Below are 22892 nucleotides of genomic sequence, written 5' to 3' on the forward strand. Positions count from 1 at the left end.
TATTTAGTTTTATAGGTTTTCATTTTAAGTTTGTTTTGCTGGTGCATTAGATTTGGAGTCAGCATATGATTTGATAAATGCGGTCTTTTTTCATTATAAATCGCTACTGTTTCTTTAATTATTTGCTTCATAATTGGTAAGTCTTTGTTGTATTTGTCAATATTGAATTCCTGCTTTAAGATGCCGTTTATTCTTTCTGCCACAGCATTTTCGTAGGGATCAGAGTTTTGGGTCATACTTGGGTTTATTTTGTGCTTACTGAGTTCTTTTTGATATTCATTGGCGCAATATTGCAATCCTCTGTCAGAATGGTGTATCAACGGTAATCCCGTGTTTCCTCTCTGCTTAACAGCTAGTTTCAAAGCTACCAAACTGCTTTCTGTATTTAAATTATCAGACACATTATAGCCCACTATTTTCTTTGAATAAGCATCAGTTATCAAACTTAAATAACAAGGTTTCTCTCGTTTTCCGATATAAGTGATGTCCGACACCCAAACCTGTTCTGGCCTGGTTATTTGTAAATCCAGTAGTTGGTTTTTGTACTTTCTAAAGCGATGGTGTGAGTTTGTGGTTATGTGGTACGAACGCTTTGGAACGATCAATAAGTGGTTGGCCCTTAGTATATCAATAAATTTATCCCTTCCTATTTTCAATGTTTTTAAATCTTGATTTAGTAAATAGTACAACTTTTTGGCTCCTAACCTTGGCATTTGTGTTCTGATTTCTAAAACCATTTTCACAACCAATGCTGCCTTGTCCTGCTTGATAATGCGACGTTTTATACTTCGATAATAAACCTGTCTGTCTACCCCGAACAAAGTACAGGCAAACATTACTGTTTGTTTTTCTTGTTCTTTAAAATGGTCGATTGTTCGGGTGACGAGTTTTTTCGGATGTCAATTTGATATTCTTTTTCGGCAATATCAATCATCATATCGAATATGATGGCCTTCTTATCGGCAACGAAAGCTTGCTGTTCTAAAAATGCTTTTTGCTTTTCAAGTAGCTTGACCTTTGCTTCCAGTTCCATTATTTTTTGTTCAGGGGATTTTGGCATATTGGAGGGCGTTTTGTTTTCCCAATCAAAGCTACCAAATTTTCTTAACCATTCAACTATTGTTGAACGTGCCTGGATCCCATATTTGCGGCAAGCTTCATGAGTTGACAACTTGCCATGTTCAATTTCCTGAACTACTTGTAGTTTAAAAGACATTGTGTAGTCTTTCTGTGTACGCTTTACATAGCGGTTTTCTTGGTGGTTTTCCATAAGGATACTTTTTGTGTATCGCTATTTCAGGACAAGACATATTATTAAGTTGGTTGTAGTTTTATTAAACTCGCTTACCCAACCAATCTTTAAATTCAAAGAAATTTTGCGGAGCAACACCATGCCCTACAGGAAATTCAGAATAGACATGTTTTATATTAAGTGCTTTTAAAAACGGTGCTGTTTGTCTGGCCCAATCTACTGGGATCACTTGGTCTACGCTACCGTGCGAGCAGTAAAAATCCAATTTGGAGAAGTCTGTTTTATCCAGATTTTCGGGTAAAATAGCTTTATTTACATAGCCACTTAAGGCAATAATGTTTTTAACTTTTTCAGGATAGGTTAAGGCCGTGGCGTAACTTAAAATAGCGCCTTGGCTAAAGCCTAAAAGTGTGACGTTGCTTTTATTTACAGGATAAGTTTCAACAGCTTCATCAATAAATGTTGCTATTAAATCCCTGGATGCTTTGGCTTGTTCGTTATCACTCCATTTTCCCATATCGGCATCAAAATTAATGGTGTACCAGGCATTTCCATACGGTTCCAATGCATAAGGTGCTTGTACAGAAATTATAAAAATATCGTCTTGTAATTCAGTGGAAAACGAAAATAAATCGTTTTCATCACTGCCATAACCATGCAACATGATTAATAATGGTGCATTTTCAGTTAGCGTGGATTTTCTAATAATGTGATGTAATGATAGGGAAGGATTACTCATTATAATGACCTAGATTTTTAAATATTTTTTGATAAAAGGTACCTAATAAAGGAACCGCTTGTGCTTTTTTGTTTAGTGCATTTATAAACCCGTAAATAAAAAGAATGGCAAAAAACACATAAAAACTAGAGGTTACCAACCAGCTATCAAAACTACCAATAATGTATCCTAGTGCATAAAATGTCAACCATAAACCTAAGGATTGTCTTATATGAAAGCTTGCGAAAGCACTTTTGTTGTCGTCTTCATTATTCAAATAATATGCAACGATAACGCCTATAATGGTTAAATAACTAATAATGGCGTGTTTACGTCCTCTTTCAATATCTTGTTCTGTCATTATCACGAATTTAATACCACTTGATTGTTTGAGATGATGCCGTAAACGGTTCCTTTTAGAGTTTCATGCTCAAAAATGCTGTTTTTTGATTTAGAGATTATGTTTTTTGTAGAAAATGTGTATTCAGTATCTGGATTAAAAAGTGTGATATTTACTTTGTTTCCAATGTTTATGGGTATTTGTTCCAAGCCAAACCTCGATTTTCCTTTGGTTAAAAAGTCAATGGTTTTCTTTAAGGTGAACAGGGTTTGCAAGGCTCCAAAAGCACTTTCTAAACCAATAGTACCGTTGGCAGCATAATCAAATTCAATTTTTTTGTGTTCAATGTCAATCGGGTTATGGTCGCTAGTCACCATATCAATCGTGCCGTCTTTTAAACCTTCAATGAGTGCCTCAACATCTGCTTGGGTTCGTAAGGGTGGCATCACTTTAAAATGGGTGTTAAAGTCGGTTATAATATCATCTGTAAAATACAGGTTATGTATGGCAACGCTACAAGTCACGTCCAGTTTTTTCTTTTTTGCTTCGCGAATTAAGGCTACCGATGTTGCAGAAGATATGGTTGGAATATGCAATTTTCCGCCCGTATATTCCAGTAAAAACAAATCCCTAGCGACTTGAAGTTCTTCGGCTAGGGTCGGATTTCCTTTTAAGCCTAATGAGGTACTCGTAATGTTTTCATTCATAACGCCCAATCCGGAAATTTTATTTTCCTGCGGAAATGAGCAAACCAAGCCACCAAAATTCATGGCATATTGTAATGCAATTTTTAAGAGGTTCGGACTGCTTACCGGCTTTTGGTAGTCGTAAAAAGCAACCGCACCAGCTTGTGTCATATCATATAATTCGGCTAAATCTTCACTTTTGCCGTCTTTTGTTAAAGCCCCAATGGGCAATAAGGTTACGGCATGGTTTTTAGCTTTTGTGTTGACAAATTCAATATCAGAACTCGTGTCTAAAATTGGGTGTGTGTTGGCATTCATGGCAACCGCTGTAAATCCAGAAGCAGCAGCCGTTTTTAGGCCGTTGGCAATGGTATCGCGCTCTTCAAAACCGGGCTCACCAAAACACACGCTACTATCAAACCAACCTTGTGAGATATGAAGGTTTTCGAGTGCGATTTCTTGGTAATTTTTAGGGTTTTTTAGGTTACTTCCAATATTGGTAATAACACCGTTTTCAATTGATAGATCTTGAGTTGTGTTATGAAACTCGCTTTTAGGATCAATAATTGTTGCAGACTTTATAAGTATGTTCATTTAAAGTATTTTAAGATGAGCATTTCAATAATCAAGAACACCAGTGCAAAAGTAGCAAACCATTTCCACAAGGCATTCACATTTGTATCACTTTTTATGATGTCAAAACTATCTGTAACAGAATCACTAAGTGTGATGTTATCTAAGTTTGAAAGATCTTGATAGGTTAAGTCGCTATCGGCACGATTATAATTATAGCTCACATTTTGTATGTTCTCATTCTTGTTTTTAATAGTATAAATACCAGAAATAGCGGGGTCTTCAAATGTGTTTATGAGCACTTTATTATTGAAGTATTGCTGTTTGGGAATGATATTTAAATCCGTATTAACAATCGATAAAATATCATCTTGATTCAGTTGAACAGTCACATTAAAACTATTGTCTTGTCCGATGGAATAATAAATGGCGGGTACTTTAAAACTGTTTTTTGCCATGTTATACAATGTGGGGACAATTAAAGGCGAATTTTTAAAATTTGAATTGTCATTATTCAAGGCAGCGGTAAATATAAAGGCGTTTTTGCTTTGTACTAAAAAGGGTTTACTGTCTTCGTATTGTAAAACAGAACCACCTGCCTGATTTGACAGATTGTAAAAACTAGTAATTAGCGGATATTGAAAATTTTTCACCTCTTTTTCAAACACGCCGTTGCTGTATATGGGATGTGAATAATTAATAGTGGTGATGTATTTTTCGGCTTGAACCACATTGCTGAAACCAGCGCTGAAATTTACCAGTAAATCGTTATAAGATGGGATGACAATGTCTTTTGAAGGAATGATCGTGATATAACCACCTTGGTCGGTAAACGTTTTTAAAACCGAAACTAAAGTATTTGGAATGGTTGTTAGTTCGTTTAAAACAATCAGGTTTTGTTTTTCTAAATCGTTAAAGTTTAATTGGTCAACGGTGGTTGCAGTATAATTAAATTCATCTTCGGTATAAATACGTTTTAAAAACGAATCATCTTCAGCATTGATACTTAACACGTTAATTTTTTCGACTTTATTGATGTTGAAAAACAGATCGTTATCGTATTGTAAATTGGCATCGTCAATACTTATTTTGCCATTAATAATGGTGTTTGTTGGTAATGAAAATGTTGTTTTGGCATTAGTATTTATGGCAACCGATGTTTTTGCAATTAATTGATCATCATTATAAAGCGATACGGGCAAATTCTCAATGGGCGTTCCAGTATGTTGTAATTCTACCGTAAGCTCAAAGTTTGAAGCTGTGGTGTTCGAAATATAAGCACTATCAATGGACACATTATTAATGTTCACAGGTTCCAGTTTAACAGCCAATATATTGGTAAGAGAATCTGTTGTCGGATTAAAATTGGTTGCTTGTTGTTGAAAATCTGAAATGAAAACAATGTTTTTTAAAGAACCTTTATCTTTACTGAAAAGTGTTTTGGCTTTTAATAATGCCGCATCATAAGTTAGTGATTTTGCTGAATAATCTAGTTGCAGCAAGTCATTTTTAATAGCTTTGATGGAGGTGTTTTTATACGTGTTATCATTCGTTAACAGCGAGATGGTGTTATTTTCAGGGACATTGCTTATAATGTCTTGAACGGCACGTTTTAAAAGGTCGCCTTGGTTACCTTTTACTTGCATGCTAAACGAATTGTCTAAGTAAATAACGGTTTCACTTTCAGTTTTAAAGGCATTGGATTTCGCCGTAAATGGTTGGGCAAATGCTAAAATGATACAGGCAAGCAATAACAATCTGGTTAGTAATGTTAGCCATTTTTTTAATTGCGAACTTTTGCGGGTTTGTAAAGTGACTTCTTTTAAAAACGCCACATTGGTAAACGCTTCTTTTTGAAACTTTCTTAGTTGAAATAGATGGACTATAATGGGAATTAGCAGTAAAAGTAGAGCGTAAAGAAGTTCAGGGTGTTTAAACTGCATTGTGTTTGGTATTTTTCATCTGTGTATTTTATTGATTTTTATAGGTCAGATGCAATTCGCTAATGAACATGGCAATAATTATTAATTTTATTTTTTTGCTCATTTCAAAAGTAAACATTTTTTCATTATAAGAGAAGACAAGAACAAATTCCCTTTCCTTTGGAAAGGGCAAGGGATAGAATTAACAAAAGAAAACATAATCTTCTATGGGTTTCATGTTTAATACATTCAAAAAAGTCCTAATCTCTGTTTGTGCTTTTTTATTGGCTACCGTGATGATGCTTTGCGGATTTTCAATGGTTTTCAATTCATTAAAAGCTTTTAGTTTTTTGCCGTAAATATCGCGTCCGATTTTCTTGGGGTTATCACAAATCCATTCAAAAGGGATGTTCTTTTCCACCAGTGTTTTGGCGATTATTTTTCCTTTATTACCCGCGCCCCAAATATTCAAGGTTTTATTTTTATTGTAATCAATATCTAAAAAATGATGGATTTTAAGTGAAGTAAAATGGTTTTGGGCATAATGGATGTGTGTTCTGGAAGTTCGTGTACTATAGTCGCGCCAATAATGCAAAATGCTATTACAAGGAATACATTTAAAACCGTGTTTGTAAAACCGGAAGGCTAAATCGTAATCCTCTGGATATGTATTTGCATTAAAAGCATCGCAAGCCATCAAATCATCCCGATGTATCATCCAACAAGGGGAAGGAATGACACATTCTTTATAAATTTCTGAATAATTGGTTCCTGTTTTAGTCAAATTATTAAGCCAAGTTTCATAATTGCCGTAGCCTTCTTTAATGCCTTCATCCGAAAAATAGTTTACCAAACCAACCGCCACATGATGCCTTCCGTAAGTCATTAAATTGGTTGCTAAAGTGTTTAACTTATTGGGGTGCATAATATCATCACTATCCATTCGTGAAATAAAATCTCCTTGGCTGTGCTTAAAAGCCAATTGTAAGGCATCAATAATACCGTTGCCTGTGTTTTTGTAAAGCTTAATTCGGTTGTCCTTTAAAGCATATAATTCAACTAAGGTATAACTGGAGTCGGTTGAGCCATCATCAACGATGATAACTTCCCAATTTTTGTAGGTCTGAATTAATACGGACTCCAAGCAGTCTGTAAGATAAATTTCAGTATTTTTGAACGGAATAAGAACGCTTATTAGTGGCTGTTGCATCGTGCTAATTTAACACAACCTTGTGAAAGAAAGGTGTAACATAATCTTAATTTTGACGTCCATTTAAAGAATTTAAAAAAATTACATGAAAACAAGAATTTTATCCGCCTTGTTTGCGGGAATGCTATTTGTTGGTTGTACTTCGACTCAAACAATTGGTAATGATTTGGCAACTGCTTTGCCTATAGAAACTTCAATAGATTTAACAAAAGTTGAAAACGATAAAGTACCAGTAACCATCAATCCTGGAAGATTCAATATTGATAATGTGACGTACAGATTGCCAAAAGTTGTTCAAGGAACGTACTCGATAAGCAATTTTGGCAAGTATGTAGACGATTTTAAAGCCTACGATTATAAAGGCAATGAGTTATCCGTTGTGAAAACAGATGACAATACGTGGACGATTGCAAACGCCAAACAATTGGATAAAATCACCTATTTAGTTAACGATACCTTTGATGAGGAAACTGAAGGGGGTATTGGTAAAGAACAACCTTTTTCGCCATCTGGGACCAACATTGAACCTGATAATTACGTATTGAATTTACATGGGTTTATAGGGTATTTTGACTCTTTAAAAAATAATCAGTACAAACTGGATGTTACTGCCTCTGCAGATTTTGTGCGTTCTTCTGCATTACAGGAAACAGGAAGTTCAACAAGTGCAGATGGTAAAGCCATCACAACAAATTATATTGCACCAAGGTATTTTGATGTTACGGACAACCCAATGATGTATGGAAATCTAAGCGTTGAAGAATTTAAAGTCGGCGATATTAAAATTGTATTGAGTGTGTATTCTCCAAATAAAGTACATTCAGCAGAATCGTTAAAACCTGCCATGCTTAAAATGATGGAAGCTCAAAAAACATTTTTGGGAGATATTGACAGCACACCACGATACGATATTTTCCTTTATTTATCTGATGGAAGTGAAGGGTCCCCTAAAGGTTTTGGAGCTTTAGAACACCATAAATCCACAGTGGTTGTGATGCCCGAAGATTATCCTGCCGAAGATTTAGATGAAGGGATGATTGATGTGGTATCCCATGAATTTTTTCATATAGTAACACCTTTAAGTGTTCATTCTGAAGACATTCATTACTTTGATTACAACAATCCAACATTCTCAAAACATTTATGGATGTATGAAGGTGTCACCGAATATTTCGCAACCTTGTTTCAAGTGGATCAAGGCTTGGTAACAGAGGACAAGTTTTACAGTTCTATATATGAAAAAATTCAACACTCATTACAATTAGATGACACCATGAGTTTTACTGTAATGAGTGAAAATGTGATTGATAAACCGTATTCAGATCAATACCTAAACGTTTATCAAAAAGGCGCTTTAATTGGTATGTGTATCGATATTTTGATGAGAGAGGAAAGTAACGGACAACGAGGTATTTTATCTTTAATGAAAGAATTATCTAATAAATACGGCGTAAACAAACCGTTTGAAGACGATACACTTATTGATGAAATAACAGCCATGACTTATCCTTCAATAGGAACATTTTTAAACACCCATGTGGTCGGTACAACACCTATAAATTATACTGATTTTTTTGATAAAGTCGGATTAGAAATAGTGGAAGATGATAACGTTGAAACCAATTTTATTATGAACGGCGGCACATTAATTATTTCAGGAAATCCACAATACGGCACTATTTTCTTTACGGATGCGGTACAAGAAAACAGCTTTTGGAATGATTTAGGTGTAAAACCTGCTGATATTATTAAAAGCATTGATGGGACCGATTTAACCATGCAAAATGCAAATAACGTTTTACAACAAGTATTTATGTGGAAGGTTGGACAAGATGTTAGCGTTAAATTGAATAGAGGCGGGGAAGATATTGACATAAAAACAACTACGGTTCAATCTTATACAAAAGGAGAAGTCCTAAAAGCAAAAGCAGATGCTACAAAGCAACAAATGGATTTGCGTGAAGCTTGGTTAAAAGGCTAAACAATATAAAGTTAGATTGTAAATTGGAAAAAAAAACCTGAGAATAGTCTCAGGTTTTTTTGTTTATGCTCAAGGAATCTGTTAGTGTTTTCATAAAAACAACCAATTCTGAAACCTCCTGTTTGTTTAAATTCAATTCGTCAGGGGGTAAGGTTTGAAACTCTGAATCTATACCAAGTCCTGCCCCGCCACCTTTATTATAAAAATCAACTACTTCTTCCAGCGTATTAAAAACACCGTTGTGCATATATGGTGCGGTTTTTTCAATATTTCTAATAGTTGGAGTTTTAAAGAAATGCTTTTTTTGTTTTGTGCCAAAAACCAAGAACCTACCCAAGTCATTATCTATTTCGGCATTAATGGTGTCGTTTGTTTTGGGTACACCAATCAATTCCATCTCGCTTTCTTTATAAGTTACAGGTACGGTACCATTAAAAAGAGGAGGGAAGTGACAAGTAGCACATTTTCCTTTGCCCATAAAAATATTAAACCCATTAATTTCAGATGTTGTAAGTGTATTTTCTAAGCCGTTTATGTTTTTATCGAATTTGGAATTAAAGGGTGTTAAGCTCCTTATAAATGTTGCTATGGCGTTTCTCACTTGGTTCTGAGTAATACTGTCTTTATATATTTTTGAAAAGGCTTCCTTATATTCCGCATTATTTTTTACTACCGTTTCCAAGTGTTTTAAATCGGTGTGGAATTCGTTGGCATTGTTTACAACAGATACAATTTGTCCCTCAAGGTTACCTGCACGGTTATCGTAAAAAAACTTTTGCTGTAGTGCTGCGTACAAAAGTGTCGGACTGTTTCTCGTTACACCAGAAGCTATTTTTTTACCATCGGTAAAGTATTTATCTGCTTGATGACAAGTAGCACAACTAATCGTATTGTTCTTAGAAAGTGCTTTCTCATTAAATAATTTTTCACCCAATTTTACTTTTTCAGGGGATATGGTATCAAACTTTTCTGAAGCAAAGTATTCTAAATTGAATGTATTTTTAGAGAAAAGGGATACTACATTATCCTTAAAAGCAAGTTGATAGGGAAAATCAGTACCCCAATCTTCTTTAGAATCTAAAATTAATGTGAGCTGTCGGTGTGTATGGTTTTTTATGAAACTGTAACGATTGAATGTTTCAAATGTACCATTAAGTGTTTGGATTGTATTATCTATTTCAGTTGACCAAGAATCATAAACCTTCTCAGATTTAAAATGATCTTTATAAATAGTTAATATTTCTTTGATGCCTTTATATGAAATTATAGCTTCCTCTAACGAACGTTCCAAAACTGGAGAATCAAACCCGGTTATCCCTGTTAGGGCTATGCGATTTATTTCGTCTCGAATTAGCCAAAGCACATGGTAATCTTTTAATTTTAAATTAGTGGTTTTGTAAACCAATTCTAATCTGTTTTTTGTCTTTTCGCAAATACGATTTAATTCCAGTGTACTTAAAGATTCATCAAATAAGGCTTCCTCAATAACTTGAAAACCAAAAGGTTCTTTTATTTTTATATCGGTAGCATCTTCTTCTTCCACTTTTAAAATATTTGGCTGGTTTAAGGCTTTGTAGTTTTCAGAATCGGCAAATGCTAAGATAGGTTCACATTTTTTAAAATAATCTCTTGCTGATAGATAATGTTGTAAAGCAATTTCTTTATTTGAGGATGAATTTACTAAAGAGTCTAAATAAGAAATGCAATACTTTAAATCTTGTTTGTAACTTAAAGTTAACCCATCAATAGCACTGAGTTGTTGTGTAGTACTATTTTCTTGCTTGCAGGAAAATATTAAAAAGCTAAAAAGACACACGATTAAAACGTGTGTCTTTTTTATCATAAAAAATGATTTATGCATATTTTATCTCTCTAATCCGTGAATTAAGTAAAGCATACTTCCTTCTTTTTCGTTTTCTAAATCTGGGTTGGCGTTAGGATCTGTAAATGAAGAACCATCTAAAGGTACCCAACCATGATTTTGTGTAATTAGTAAGAATGTGTTCTCTTTATTTACAACATCAGAGACATCAATCATTCCAGTGATTTCCCATGGAGAATTTGCTGGCCCATAACCTGCAGCCTCAGCAGCCGTTTGATCACATTCTAGAACTGTTTTAAATTCGCCAGTATTTAAATTGTATTGATATAGACTTGCAAAATGTTGTTTGTCTGCAGTATCAAAATATCCATTAGGATCTTCTTGAATATATGCATAATTTTCTGTTACTAAAATATTATCAGGACTATGGAATGCTTTTGCTTTACCGTCTAAGATATCACCATCCAAAACACAAGTAATTGTTCCTGCTGCTGTTGGGTCATTTTCATTTAACACCACTTTGTAAATCCGACCATATGTGGTGCCTTTACCTACTAAGCCAGATTTTTTACGGCCTGTAACACAAAAATATATTTCCCTATTATTGGCAGCAGATCCACGTCTCCAGTCAATGTCTTCAAGTCTTGAAAAGCCCATCACACCCTTTGCTTTAGCTTCGGCATCCAATAAATCAATATTGGTTTCTTCTAACTGAACAAATTCTATAGGGTAAGATTGCCCTTCAGTCATTTCAACTTCAAAATTTATATTAATATCAGTAACTTTTAAACCGTATAATTTACCACCATATAAGTCCCCGTGATTACCAACATACATACCCAATTGACCAGATGGCGTATTGTCATCCGAATGGTCATCGCCAATAAAAGCAATTGTTTTTCCTGGGTAAGCATCCTTACCAATTACTACTGCATTTTCTGTAGACCATTGGCCAAAAGCAGATAGCATTTCAAAAGCGCTAGCATCTTTAGATTTTTTATAGGGATCCGTTACAAAAACACCTTTAGAAGAACCACCCCACTCACCACCAGATAGGTATAATGGTCCAAAACCATGTTCTTCTGGAGTAATAAGCGAACCAGAACATTGCGCAGTATAAGCTGTAGCTTCTGCATTTAAAATGTATTCACCTTTAACGGGCATGAGTGTTTTGTCGAAAGTTATTCTGGCTATAGAATAGTCTGCTTCAAGGTTGTTTATTAATGTGTACTTTCCATTGGTGTCTTTAAGAAGTCCGGCTCCATCTGCCATACTACCATAAATAAAATCAGCAGATTGTTGTAAAACATCTTCTGAAGATAATAAGGTTGTAACAGAAACATTATTGAACCCAGGTTTTAAAACTAAAAAGTTAGGGCTTACAGAACGATCGATAAATTGAATACCATCTTTTTTACTGTTCGAGGATTTTAAGGTGATGTCAGCTTCACTTGCTGAAAACTCTGAAACATCTTTATCACAGGATGTTAAAATAGCTCCTATGGCTATTCCAAATAAAATTGTTTTTTTCATTTTGATTTTGATTAGATTAATTACACTTGTAAAATTATCTCTAATCATTTTCAAAAATGTTATGGTAACATTGGCATTAGATAAAGATTTTGTTACCTTAATGTTATTAAGTTAATTTAGTATTAAATATGGGGTTAAAACTAAAATCCTTCAAAAACACCCAATCCGAATAAAGCAAAGTCATATTTCACAGGATCTTTGGGGTCAAGTTTTCTTAAAGCCGTATCCAATTCCAATAAGGCTTTGGCATCGTTTTGTTTTCTGTGTAGCAATCCTAATTTACGTGCCACATTACCCGAATGCACATCTAAGGGACATGACAGTTGGCTTGGGGAGAGCGTTTTCCAAATACCAAAATCCACGCCCGTTTTATTGTCCCTCACCATCCAACGTAAAAACATATTGATGCGTTTTGCGGCCGAATTTTTTAAAGGATCACTAATGTGTTTTTGGGTTCTGGGTAAATGCTCCATTTCAAAAAAAGTGGTTTTAAATTTTGAAATGGCTGTTTGTATGGAATTGGTTTCGGCATGTTTAGCGAATACAGATTCCAATCCGTTATGGTTTAAATAAATATGCTTTAATGATTTTATAAACTGGGCACAGTCATCTGCATTAAATGTTCTGTGCACGAAAGGCTGAAGTTTTTCTAAATCATTTTCAGAATGGTTTATTATAAAATCATAAGGTGAATTATCTAACAAATCCATCAAACGTTTGGCATTATTAATAATGCTTTTTCTGTTTCCCCAAGCGATGGACGCCGTTAAAAAACCAGCTATTTCAATATCTTCTTTGTTGCTGAATTGATGTGGAATTCGAATAGGATCACTTTCTATAAAACGGGGCTGGTTGTATTGTTTAACTTTAGTATCAAGAAAATCTTTTAACTCTTTTTTATTCAATTTTTTTGTTTTAAAAGTGCAAAAATAAGGTATTTTAATTTTGTTATTCTTCAAAAGTGGCCTTGTAAAATTAAGTTATTCAATCAATTATAAATTTTTATTTAGATTTATTCTAAATAATTTGCAAAAACCAATTTCGGTATATATTTTTGCATCAAAATCATTATTTATATTAAGTCTAAATAAAATTAAAATGCAAAAACAACTTACCATCCTTTTTATTTTGGTTATAAATGCCATAGGTTTTTCGCAAAGCGGAACGGTTAAAGGAACCATTCAAGATTATAACCATACTAGCCTTATAAGTGTCAACGTTAGTTTAAAAAGTACCACTAAAGGTACACAAACCAACGAAAATGGTTTTTTTGAAATTTCAAGCATTACAAGTGGGGATTATATACTTAATGTTTCTTACTTGGGCTTTAAATCAAAAGAAATTCCTTTTAAAATCAGTAATAATGAAACCATAGATTTGGGCAATATCACTTTATATGAAGGCAATGAAATTTTAGATGAAGTGGTTGTAAACGGAGAAAGAACCAACAAGTTTTCAAGAAAGGAAACGGCCTATGTTTCTAAACTTCCATTAAAGGATATAGAGAATACTCAAGTTTACAGCACCATTACAACAGAGTTATTACAATCTCAATTGGTCACCAATTTTGATGATGCGCTTAAAAATGCTGTTGGTGTAGAAAGCTTATGGGCGTCTACAGGTCGAGGTGGCGACGGTGCGGGTTATTATTCATTACGTGGTTTTTCAGTACAACCACAATTAGTAAACGGATTACCAGGTTTAACAAACGGTACTATCAATCCAGCAAACATAGAACGCATAGAAGTCGTAAAAGGACCATCAGCTACATTATTTGGAAATGCCGTAACATCGTATGGTGGGTTGATTAATGTGGTGACTAAAAAACCGTATGTTGGTCAAGGTGGTGAAGTGTCTTTTACCTCAGGGTCTTACGGACTTAATCAAATAACGGGCGATTTTAACACGGCGTTGGATAAAGAAAATAATATCTATTTCAGATTAAATACATCGTATTCAACAGAACAAAGTTTTCAAGATGCTGGGTTTAGAAAGTCGTTTTTTATTGCGCCTTCATTATCATATAAAGTAAACAACAGATTATCGTTTTCATTTTATGGGGAAATTACTCAAGCTGAACAAACAAACCCAACCTTTTTATTTTTAAACAGGGCTGCACCTTCTGTGGCAACCAATCTTGATGAGTTAGGTTATAATAATAAGTTGTCTTTTACCAGCAACGATTTATCTCTTGAAAATCCGACGCAGAATTACAGAATTCAAACGGATTACAACTTGTCCGATACATGGCAATCTCAAACATTGCTTTCAAAAAGTACCACTTCAACAAAAGGCTATTATACGTACTTATACGATTTTGGAGGTAACACAGATATTACATTTTCGAGATATTTAAACAAGCAAAATGCCAATACGCAAACGACTGATATTCAACAAAACTTTATTGGCGATTTTAAAATTGCTGATTTAAGAAATAGAGTGGTTATTGGATTGGATTTTTTAAGTGTAACATCTACCGATAACGGAACTGGTTATGCTTATTATGGAAGTGTAACCCCAGATGGAGGTGAAGAAGCAGGTTATCCATTATCAACCGCAGGCGTTGATGCAGCACTTCAATCGGTCGGAGTTAATAACGCAAAATCCCAATATGAAATTTATAGTTTATATGTTTCTGATGTATTGAATATTACACAAAACCTATCGGCTATGGTTGGACTTCGTTTAGACCGATTTGATAATAAAGGTGACATAACCAATACAGATGATGATTACGACCAAACCACTTTTTCACCTAAAGTAGGATTGATGTATCAGCCTATTTTAAATGAATTATCGATTTTTGCAAATTATCAAAATGGGTTTACCAATGTGGCACCAGAAATGGTAGGAGATCCAAATGCTGGTCTTCAAACATTAAAAACATTCGATCCGGAACAAGCCAATCAGTTTGAGTTTGGTGTGAAAACAAACTTGTTCAAAAATAAATTAAATGTTACTGCAAGTTATTATGATATTAAAGTAAAAGATAGAGTGATTACAGATCCTGCTTCACCGTTTAATAAAATTCAAGGTGGTGAGGTTGAAAGCAAAGGTTTTGAGATTGAAGTAAATGCCAACCCAACCAAAGGATTGAATATTAGAGCTGGTTTTAGTAATAATGACAGTGAAACTACTAAATCTGATAACACCAATATTTTAAACAGAAGACCATTGGATGCGGGGCCAAAAACGCTATATAACTTTTGGACGACTTACGAGTTTCAAGAAGGTGAGCTTGATGGTTTCGGACTTGGTTTTGGGTTTAATGGCGGTAGTGAACGTTTTGCCATTAATTACGAATCTACGGGAGAATTTATATTGCCAGCGTACACCATTGCCAATGCCACTATTTTTTATGTGGCAGACAAGTATAGTATTGGTTTGAAATTGAACAATGCGTTTAATAAAGAATATTACAAGGGATGGACTACCATAAATCCACAAGCTCCAAGGGCTTTATTGGCAAATTTCACCTATAAATTTTAAGATAAATATTAAATACACAAAGGGCAATCAAAAAAATTGCCCTTTTACACGTAAAATATGGGTTATAGAAAAAGCATTCTTACGCTTCATAAAATTTTAGGATTAATAACAGGTATTGTTGTTTTAATAGTTGCCATAACGGGTTGTTGTTGGGCATTTAAAGATGAAATTGAAAGTTTATATACAGATTATAAAATTGTTGAAAAACAAGATAAACCCATATTAACACCAACCGAAGTTAAAAATATTGGGGCTTCCGTATTTCCAAATAATACGATACATGGAAGTTTGTTTAGTAATAAGAATGAAGCTATTGAAGTTATTTTCTATGATGCAGAACCAGAATTTTATCAAAGTGTTTTTGTAAATCCTTATACAGGGAATATTATTCATATTGAAGACCACCTGTCTGGTTTTTTTGCGTTTATATTAAAAGGCCACATGCGATTATGGTTGCCAAAAGACATTGGCGAACAAGTGGTTGGTGCCTCTATTTTATTATTCATTTTCATCATCGTTTCCGGATTTATTTTGTGGATTCCTAAAAAGCGTAAAAACTTAAAACAACGATTACAGTTTATATGGAAGCCTACCACACGTTGGAAACGTAAAAATTTTGATTTACATACAATTGTTGGGTTCTATATTTGTTCATTGGCTTTGGTACTGGCATTTACAGGGTCAATCATGTCGTATAATTGGCTTAAGTACGTCGTTTATAAATCTGCCGGAGGCGATAAAGTCGCAGAATTTATTATTCCAGAAAATATTAGTGGCGATTTTAAACAGACTGAGAAAGTGGTGCCTATGGACTATTTAATCGCAAAACTTCAACAGGAATTGCCTCATGCGGAAAGTATTGAGTTGCATTATCCCGATTCGGAGGCTTCTAGTATTTATGTGGAGGTTTCAAATAGTGAAGGGATTTATTATGATTCTGATTTCAGATTCTTCGATCAAAATACCTTAGAAGAAATAGAAACACCAGGTATTTACGGCAAGTACAGTGATGCCGAAGTAGGTGATAAAATAATAAGAATGAACTACGACATCCATATTGGAGCCATTGGTGGTTTAGCGGGTAAAATAATTGCATTTTTGGTAAGTTTGCTTACGGTGACATTACCAGTAACGGGCATACTTTTGTGGTATGGTAGAAAACATAAAAAGGAAAAGATAACTAAAGTAAATACTTTAGAGGCATCATATTAAAATTTTTCCATCAACCATAGTTAATTTTCTATCTGCTAAATTGGCTAGCTCTTCATTATGGGTTACAATCACAAAGGTTTGACCAAATTCATCTCGGAGTTGAAAAAATAGGTTGTGTAAATTTTCGGCCGATTCACTATCCAAATTTCCAGAAGGTTCATCTGCAAATATGAGTCCAGGACTATTCACTAAAGCTCTAGCAACAGCCACACGTTGCTGTTCGCCACCGGAAAGTTCGTTTGGTTTATGGTTATATCTGTGAGATAGGCCCAAGAAATCCAAAAGTTCTTTAGCTTTAGTTTCGGCATCCGATTTTTTTGTGCCTTTTATAAAAGCAGGCAAACACACATTTTCTAAAGCGGTAAATTCGGGTAAAAGTTGATGGAACTGAAAAATAAAACCAATGTGTTCATTTCTGAATTTCGCCAAGGCTTTATCATTCAATGAATTAATATTTGTGTCGTTTATGGTAAGATTAAAATCTTCTTTATTGGAGGCTCGGTCTAATGTTCCTAGAATATGTAACAGAGTTGTTTTACCAGCACCCGAGGCACCCACAATAGAAACGACTTCACCTGTTTTTACATGGATATCAACGCCTTTTAAAACGTGTAAATCGTTGTAGTATTTATGAATATTTTTTGCTTGAATCATCTGTAATAAATAACAGCTGTGAATTTACTACTTTAAGATGTGATGTACAATTAAGATTCATTTTTCTTAACGAATACATTTTTAAGCGTAGAATAATCTATAAAATACTGGATACGTAATGAAAAAATATTTTGTATAGGTTGAGCAAATAACGTGCTTAAACTTGCACCATAAGTGTCTGATGCAGCATTATCTCGATTAAATAATTGATTTCTGTACAATGCGGTTAAAAAACTACCAGGTGCAAACTGCCATGTATAATTTAAATCTAAATTCCAGGTATTAAAATTAATGTTTGGATTATTATTTAGGTCATCGACTGAGTAACCTAAGTTTTGAGTTAACCTACCATTTTCTTGAAGTGTAAAAAGATTTTCTTTGTATTCTACCGTATCCCAATAGTTCCTAAAGGTTAAGGATAGGGCATGGAATGGGTTGAATGAATAATTGACTCTTAATCTATTTTCCTGAATATTTCTATCCCGTTCACCAAAAATAATATCATTACCTATCCGAGAAGTGTACCCTCTATCATTGTTGTTTATACTATATTCATAGGTATAGTCCAATAAGAACTTATCACTAAACCGTATCCTAGGACTGACACTGAATGAATATTCTTTGGAATCCCTTCCGTTTTCAAAGAAAACAGTGTTTCCGAAACTAAAATTAGCAGAAAATATTTTATTGCTGTTCGTTGAAATTCGTAAGTTGGATATCAATCGATCTTCATATATAAAATAGCGACCATTAACTCTTGGTTCAAAATAATCATATTGTTTACCGGGTTCGTAATCAATATTTCCACTTATACCTATAAGTTTCCTAGTTTGAGAAAAAAATCTAAGACCTAATTCGACACCTGTAAATACATTTGGGTTTGCTAATTTATTATAATTGAAAGATGTAGTAATGAAGTAGTTATTAAAAATTTTTGTTGGCTCAAAAATTCTATAGGATAAATCTACACCAATATTGCTAAAATTATTTCTTCTATTTAGCCCTAAATCATTAATATTATATTTAGTATCTGAGTATCTATGGTCAATATTATATCTAAAATTACCACCTGTTTTTCCTATTCTCAAAAAAGTATTATAACCTGTAGACGAACTGTCATTTGCCAAATTGAGATGACTCATTTTAGCTTGCCCACTTATATTGTAAGTATTACTACCATCTGAAATATCAAAAACCAAGCCGGTTGCATTAGCATCCCTAAAATTACCATTGCGGGTTACATTAGTGTTGATAAGGCTTACAGAAGAATTTCTATTGAATTGTTGGTCAACAACTAAAATGTTATAATTAGTTAATGGCTCTAGAACTTGTTCTCTAATATTTCCAGTTATAGTATCTCTTGTTGTGCCATAGGTTACTTCTGTAATGGCATTAAATATACCAATACCAAGCCCTTTCTTGGTGCGACCAGAAATTTTAACTGCATTCAAAACTTTAACAGTATTGGGATTGCTAACAATCACTTCGTCATCATTCAAATCTATCCTTGCACTAGGGCCACTCCCAACACGTCTTGAGAAAAACAAATTACCTTTGTCAAATAAATCGACACCTTCGGTGAAGAACTGGCGTTGCTCAGAAAACGTCTGCTCAAAAGGGCCCAAATTTAATTCTAAATTATCAAAACCAGCTTGGCTAAAGTCGGGTATCAAGGTAGCATCCAATGTAAAATTTTCTGTGATGCCATATTTTACATCGAGCCCAAACTTTAAGTCGGTTGTGGTTTCACCATCAAAGTCGTTTACTATTCCAGATGTAAACGGATAAAAACTTAATCTTAAGGGGGGCTGAATATTTTCTAAATATCTTATTTCTCCATGATATAAACCGATATTTCCTTTTGTTGGATTTATAGGGTTCCAGCTATATTCCGATTGATCTCTTCTGAAACCTCTTTGAAATTGTACCCCCCATATCTGTACTTCTTTATTTGAAAACCGGAGCGATCTATATGGTATTTTCATTTCAACTACCCAGCCATCATCAACAATATTGACTTTACTTTCCCAAACCGCATTCCAGCTAAAATCTTCACGAATACTTGGATTAGCAATGGCATCTAGTTGAGTGCCAGAACTCAGTACGTAAAAATTAGTGTCATTTTGAGCATCATTATTTGGGTTTAGAATTAAACCAAAACTGTCCGATTGTCCAAAATTATCCCTCGAATTGATTTGACTCATAATTTTTGAGGGATCATCGTAAAGGTAAGCTCCTAAATATATGGCGTTGTCATCATAAGTTAATTTAACTATAGTTTTTATACCCAAGGTGTCTTGAATTCCTAAACCTGGTCTATACTGGGTAAAATCTTTAGCCTCATCAGCTATTTTCCAAACTTCATCATTTAAAATGCCGTCTATTTTTGGAGGTGTCTGGGTTCGTTTAATATTATATGTTTTTTTCTCTTGAGAATAACCTAAAAAACTGCATAATGTGAAAAATGAAATGAAAAAATAAAATCTCATTGATTTTTATTTGATTTAGCTGAAAAAATTAAAAAAAACCTCAGTAGAAACAGGTTTTTAAGCAAAAATAATTCATGGTTTTTTTGTTTTTCATAATTTAAAGTTAAAATTGTTATATGTAAGTTTTTGTTATTACATACTACTAACTTAACTTTAAAGGCTATGAAAAATAATTTACAGGTTGCCACATTTGCTGGTGGATGCTTTTGGTGTACAGAAGCTGTTTTTTTAAGACTCGAAGGTGTCGAAAAAATAATTTCAGGATATACGGGCGGTCAAATAAAAAATCCTGCTTACAGGGAAATTTGTACTGGTCGTACAGGGCATGCTGAAGCTATTCAAATATTTTACGATGAAAATAAAATAAGTTATAAAGAACTTTTAGAGATTTTCTTTGCGACACACGACCCAACCACATTGAATAGGCAAGGGAATGATGTTGGTACACAATACCGATCATCCATATTTTATAATGATGAAATTCAAAAAGGAGTGGCTGAAAGTTTCATAGATTATCTTGAAAAAGAACATGTTTTTGATAATCCTATAGTTACCGAAGTCGTGCCCTCAGAAGTGTTTTATAACGCAGAAGACTATCATCAAAATTATTACCATCAAAATAGCGAGCAAGCTTATTGCCAGTTTGTTATAAATCCCAAATTGAAAAAGCTAAAAGCATCCTATTCAAATAAATTAAAGACCATTTAAATCATGCCATATAAAAAATTTGAAGAGTACAACATTCAGATAACGGACGATGTTAGGGAGCGGTATAAAAATATTATTAAGGATTTAGGCGAGGATACAGAAAGGGATGGTTTGTTAAAAACCCCCGAACGTGCCGCCAAGGCCATGCAATTTTTAACACAAGGCTATCATCAAGACCCTATAAAGGTGCTTAAAAGTGCTATGTTTAAAGAGTCTTATAATGAAATGGTCATTGTAAAAGACATTGAGTTGTATTCACTTTGTGAGCATCATTTATTACCATTTTTTGGTAAGGCACATATTGCCTACATTCCTAATGGCCACATTGTAGGTCTTAGTAAATTGCCAAGAATTGTTGATATTTTTTCTAGGCGATTGCAAGTACAAGAACGTTTAACCGAACAGATTTTAGATTGCATCAATGATACGTTAAAACCACAAGGTGTAGCAGTTGTTATTGAAGCCTCCCATATGTGTATGATGATGCGCGGGGTCCAAAAACAAAATTCCATTACAACAACATCGGGGTTTCGGGGCCAGTTTGAAAAGATTGAAACCAGAAATGAATTTTTGAAGCTGATTGGTAAGTAGATTTTGGTATATTTATTGAGTTGATTATTGCTAATAACACCATTTATTACATTACAACATTATGAATGACTCTATGAGTAAAAACAAAAAGCTCTTGTTGGGGCTTTTATTTGACGGCTGTGGTTACATATCGTATATATTCCCACCATTTGATTTTCTTTGGGCACCATTATCGGCCTATTTGATGACTAGGCTTTACAAAGGGACTTCGGGTAAAGTGGCAGCTGCTATTTCTTTTATTGAAGAGGCATTACCTTTAGTGGATTTTATTCCATCATTTACATTGATGTGGATTTACACTTACGTATTTAATAAAAAAGGAGATAAAGATAAAGTTATAGAAATTAAATAATAAAAAAATCCCTTTCATTAGTTTGAAAGGGATTTTTTTGTTTTATAGTTGTGTCTTGTCCTGAAATAGCGATACACAAAAAGTATCCTTATGGAAAACCACCAAGAAAACCGCTATGTAAAGCGTACACAGAAAGACTACACAATGTCTTTTAAACTACAAGTAGTTCAGGAAATTGAACATGGCAAGTTGTCAACTCATGAAGCTTGCCGCAAATATGGGATCCAGGCACGTTCAACAATAGTTGAATGGTTAAGAAAATTTGGTAGCTTTGATTGGGAAAACAAAACGCCCTCCAATATGCCAAAATCCCCTGAACAAAAAATAATGGAACTGGAAGCAAAGGTCAAGCTACTTGAAAAGCAAAAAGCATTTTTAGAACAGCAAGCTTTCGTTGCCGATAAGAAGGCCATCATATTCGATATGATGATTGATATTGCCGAAAAAGAATATCAAATTGACATCCGAAAAAACTCGTCACCCGAACAATCGACCATTTTAAAGAACAAGAAAAACAAACAGTAATGTTTGCCTGTACTTTGTTCGGGGTAGACAGACAGGTTTATTATCGAAGTATAAAACGTCGCATTATCAAGCAGGACAAGGCAGCATTGGTTGTGAAAATGGTTTTAGAAATCAGAACACAAATGCCAAGGTTAGGAGCCAAAAAGTTGTACTATTTACTAAATCAAGATTTAAAAACATTGAAAATAGGAAGGGATAAATTTATTGATATACTAAGGGCCAACCACTTATTGATCGTTCCAAAGCGTTCGTACCACATAACCACAAACTCACACCATCGCTTTAGAAAGTACAAAAACCAACTACTGGATTTACAAATAACCAGGCCAGAACAGGTTTGGGTGTCGGACATCACTTATATCGGAAAACGAGAGAAACCTTGTTATTTAAGTTTGATAACTGATGCTTATTCAAAGAAAATAGTGGGCTATAATGTGTCTGATAATTTAAATACAGAAAGCAGTTTGGTAGCTTTGAAACTAGCTGTTAAGCAGAGAGGAAACACGGGATTACCGTTGATACACCATTCTGACAGAGGATTGCAATATTGCGCCAATGAATATCAAAAAGAACTCAGTAAGCACAAAATAAACCCAAGTATGACCCAAAACTCTGATCCCTACGAAAATGCTGTGGCAGAAAGAATAAACGGCATCTTAAAGCAGGAATTCAATATTGACAAATACAACAAAGACTTACCAATTATGAAGCAAATAATTAAAGAAACAGTAGCGATTTATAATGAAAAAAGACCGCATTTATCAAATCATATGCTGACTCCAAATCTAATGCACCAGCAAAACAAACTTAAAATGAAAACCTATAAAACTAAATA

20 protein-coding genes are annotated in these 22892 nt (G+C 34.1%); 8 read left to right on the forward strand and 12 right to left on the reverse strand.

Features of this window, described 5'->3' with window-relative positions; translation table 11 throughout:
- The 7 genes from CSW08_RS00965 to CSW08_RS00990 all read right to left on the reverse strand — a co-directional run.
- A partial coding sequence (locus CSW08_RS00965) for an IS3 family transposase (protein WP_203226825.1) occupies nt 1-836 on the reverse strand: 836 nt, incomplete at its 3' end.
- Entirely contained in the window at nt 836-1270 is a 435-nt protein-coding gene (locus CSW08_RS18195) for a transposase (protein WP_203226826.1), read from the reverse strand. The genes CSW08_RS00965 and CSW08_RS18195, both read right to left, overlap by 1 nt.
- 64 nt (nt 1271-1334) lie before the next feature.
- Nucleotides 1335-1991 (reverse strand): alpha/beta hydrolase, encoded by a 657-nt coding sequence (locus CSW08_RS00970; RefSeq protein WP_106658043.1) that lies wholly within the window; start codon nt 1989-1991, stop codon nt 1335-1337.
- On the reverse strand, nt 1984-2331 hold the full coding sequence (locus tag CSW08_RS00975; protein WP_106658044.1) for a hypothetical protein: 348 nt from the start codon (nt 2329-2331) through the stop codon (nt 1984-1986). The genes CSW08_RS00970 and CSW08_RS00975 overlap by 8 nt, the downstream gene beginning before the upstream one ends.
- A gap of 2 nt (nt 2332-2333) precedes the next feature.
- Complete coding sequence (locus CSW08_RS00980; RefSeq protein ID WP_106658045.1) at nt 2334-3590, reverse strand: dihydroorotase; 1257 nt, start codon at nt 3588-3590, stop codon at nt 2334-2336.
- Entirely contained in the window at nt 3587-5512 is a 1926-nt protein-coding gene (locus CSW08_RS00985) for a vWA domain-containing protein (protein ID WP_106658046.1), read from the reverse strand. The genes CSW08_RS00980 and CSW08_RS00985 overlap by 4 nt, the downstream gene beginning before the upstream one ends.
- Before the next feature lie 181 nt (nt 5513-5693).
- A complete protein-coding gene (locus CSW08_RS00990) occupies nt 5694-6701 on the reverse strand; it encodes a glycosyltransferase family 2 protein (protein WP_106658047.1) in 1008 nt (335 codons plus the stop codon).
- Nucleotides 6702-6786: 85 nt separating this feature from the next.
- Here CSW08_RS00990 and CSW08_RS00995 point away from each other — a divergent pair, with 85 nt between their 5' ends.
- Nucleotides 6787-8682 (forward strand): M61 family metallopeptidase, encoded by a 1896-nt coding sequence (locus CSW08_RS00995; protein ID WP_106658048.1) that lies wholly within the window; start codon nt 6787-6789, stop codon nt 8680-8682.
- Nucleotides 8683-8731: 49 nt separating this feature from the next.
- On the opposite strand, the gene CSW08_RS01000 is transcribed toward CSW08_RS00995, so the two are convergent.
- The 3 genes from CSW08_RS01000 to CSW08_RS01010 form a co-directional block, all read right to left on the reverse strand.
- Entirely contained in the window at nt 8732-10525 is a 1794-nt protein-coding gene (locus CSW08_RS01000) for a cytochrome-c peroxidase (RefSeq protein WP_106658055.1), read from the reverse strand.
- A gap of 21 nt (nt 10526-10546) precedes the next feature.
- On the reverse strand, nt 10547-12037 hold the full coding sequence (locus CSW08_RS01005) for an alkaline phosphatase PhoX (RefSeq protein WP_203226827.1): 1491 nt from the start codon (nt 12035-12037) through the stop codon (nt 10547-10549).
- Nucleotides 12038-12177: 140 nt separating this feature from the next.
- Nucleotides 12178-12942, reverse strand: a complete 765-nt coding sequence (locus CSW08_RS01010) for a TIGR02757 family protein (RefSeq protein ID WP_106658057.1) — start codon at nt 12940-12942, stop codon at nt 12178-12180.
- A gap of 193 nt (nt 12943-13135) precedes the next feature.
- Here CSW08_RS01010 and CSW08_RS01015 point away from each other — a divergent pair, with 193 nt between their 5' ends.
- A complete protein-coding gene (locus tag CSW08_RS01015) occupies nt 13136-15526 on the forward strand; it encodes a TonB-dependent receptor (RefSeq protein WP_106658058.1) in 2391 nt (796 codons plus the stop codon).
- 57 nt (nt 15527-15583) lie between these two features.
- The gene (locus CSW08_RS01020; protein ID WP_106658049.1) at nt 15584-16738 is read left to right on the forward strand and encodes a PepSY-associated TM helix domain-containing protein; all 1155 of its coding nucleotides are present in this window, start codon (nt 15584-15586) and stop codon (nt 16736-16738) included.
- Here CSW08_RS01020 and CSW08_RS01025 read toward each other — a convergent pair.
- Together CSW08_RS01025 and CSW08_RS01030 are read right to left on the reverse strand one after the other, a co-directional pair.
- A complete protein-coding gene (locus CSW08_RS01025) occupies nt 16730-17392 on the reverse strand; it encodes an ABC transporter ATP-binding protein (RefSeq protein ID WP_106658050.1) in 663 nt (220 codons plus the stop codon). The two genes, CSW08_RS01020 and CSW08_RS01025, sit on opposite strands and share 9 nt — an antisense overlap.
- A gap of 50 nt (nt 17393-17442) precedes the next feature.
- The gene (locus CSW08_RS01030; RefSeq protein ID WP_106658051.1) at nt 17443-19881 is read right to left on the reverse strand and encodes a DUF5916 domain-containing protein; all 2439 of its coding nucleotides are present in this window, start codon (nt 19879-19881) and stop codon (nt 17443-17445) included.
- 162 nt (nt 19882-20043) lie between these two features.
- On the opposite strand from CSW08_RS01030, the gene msrA reads away from it, so the two are divergent.
- The 5 genes from msrA to CSW08_RS01050 all read left to right on the forward strand — a co-directional run.
- On the forward strand, nt 20044-20589 hold the full coding sequence (msrA, locus tag CSW08_RS01035) for a peptide-methionine (S)-S-oxide reductase MsrA (protein WP_106658052.1): 546 nt from the start codon (nt 20044-20046) through the stop codon (nt 20587-20589).
- Nucleotides 20590-20592: 3 nt separating this feature from the next.
- A complete protein-coding gene (gene folE, locus CSW08_RS01040) occupies nt 20593-21180 on the forward strand; it encodes a GTP cyclohydrolase I FolE (protein ID WP_106658053.1) in 588 nt (195 codons plus the stop codon).
- A gap of 73 nt (nt 21181-21253) precedes the next feature.
- Nucleotides 21254-21532, forward strand: coding sequence for a hypothetical protein (locus CSW08_RS01045; protein WP_106658054.1), 279 nt, complete (start codon nt 21254-21256; stop codon nt 21530-21532).
- A 90-nt stretch (nt 21533-21622) separates the two neighbouring features.
- On the forward strand, nt 21623-22057 hold the full coding sequence (locus CSW08_RS18200) for a transposase (RefSeq protein WP_203226826.1): 435 nt from the start codon (nt 21623-21625) through the stop codon (nt 22055-22057).
- Nucleotides 22057-22892: IS3 family transposase (locus tag CSW08_RS01050; protein ID WP_203226825.1), on the forward strand; the 836-nt coding region annotated here is incomplete at its 3' end. The genes CSW08_RS18200 and CSW08_RS01050, both read left to right, overlap by 1 nt.

Source organism: Confluentibacter flavum (assembly GCF_002843175.1).
Taxonomy (GTDB): domain Bacteria; phylum Bacteroidota; class Bacteroidia; order Flavobacteriales; family Flavobacteriaceae; genus Confluentibacter; species Confluentibacter flavum.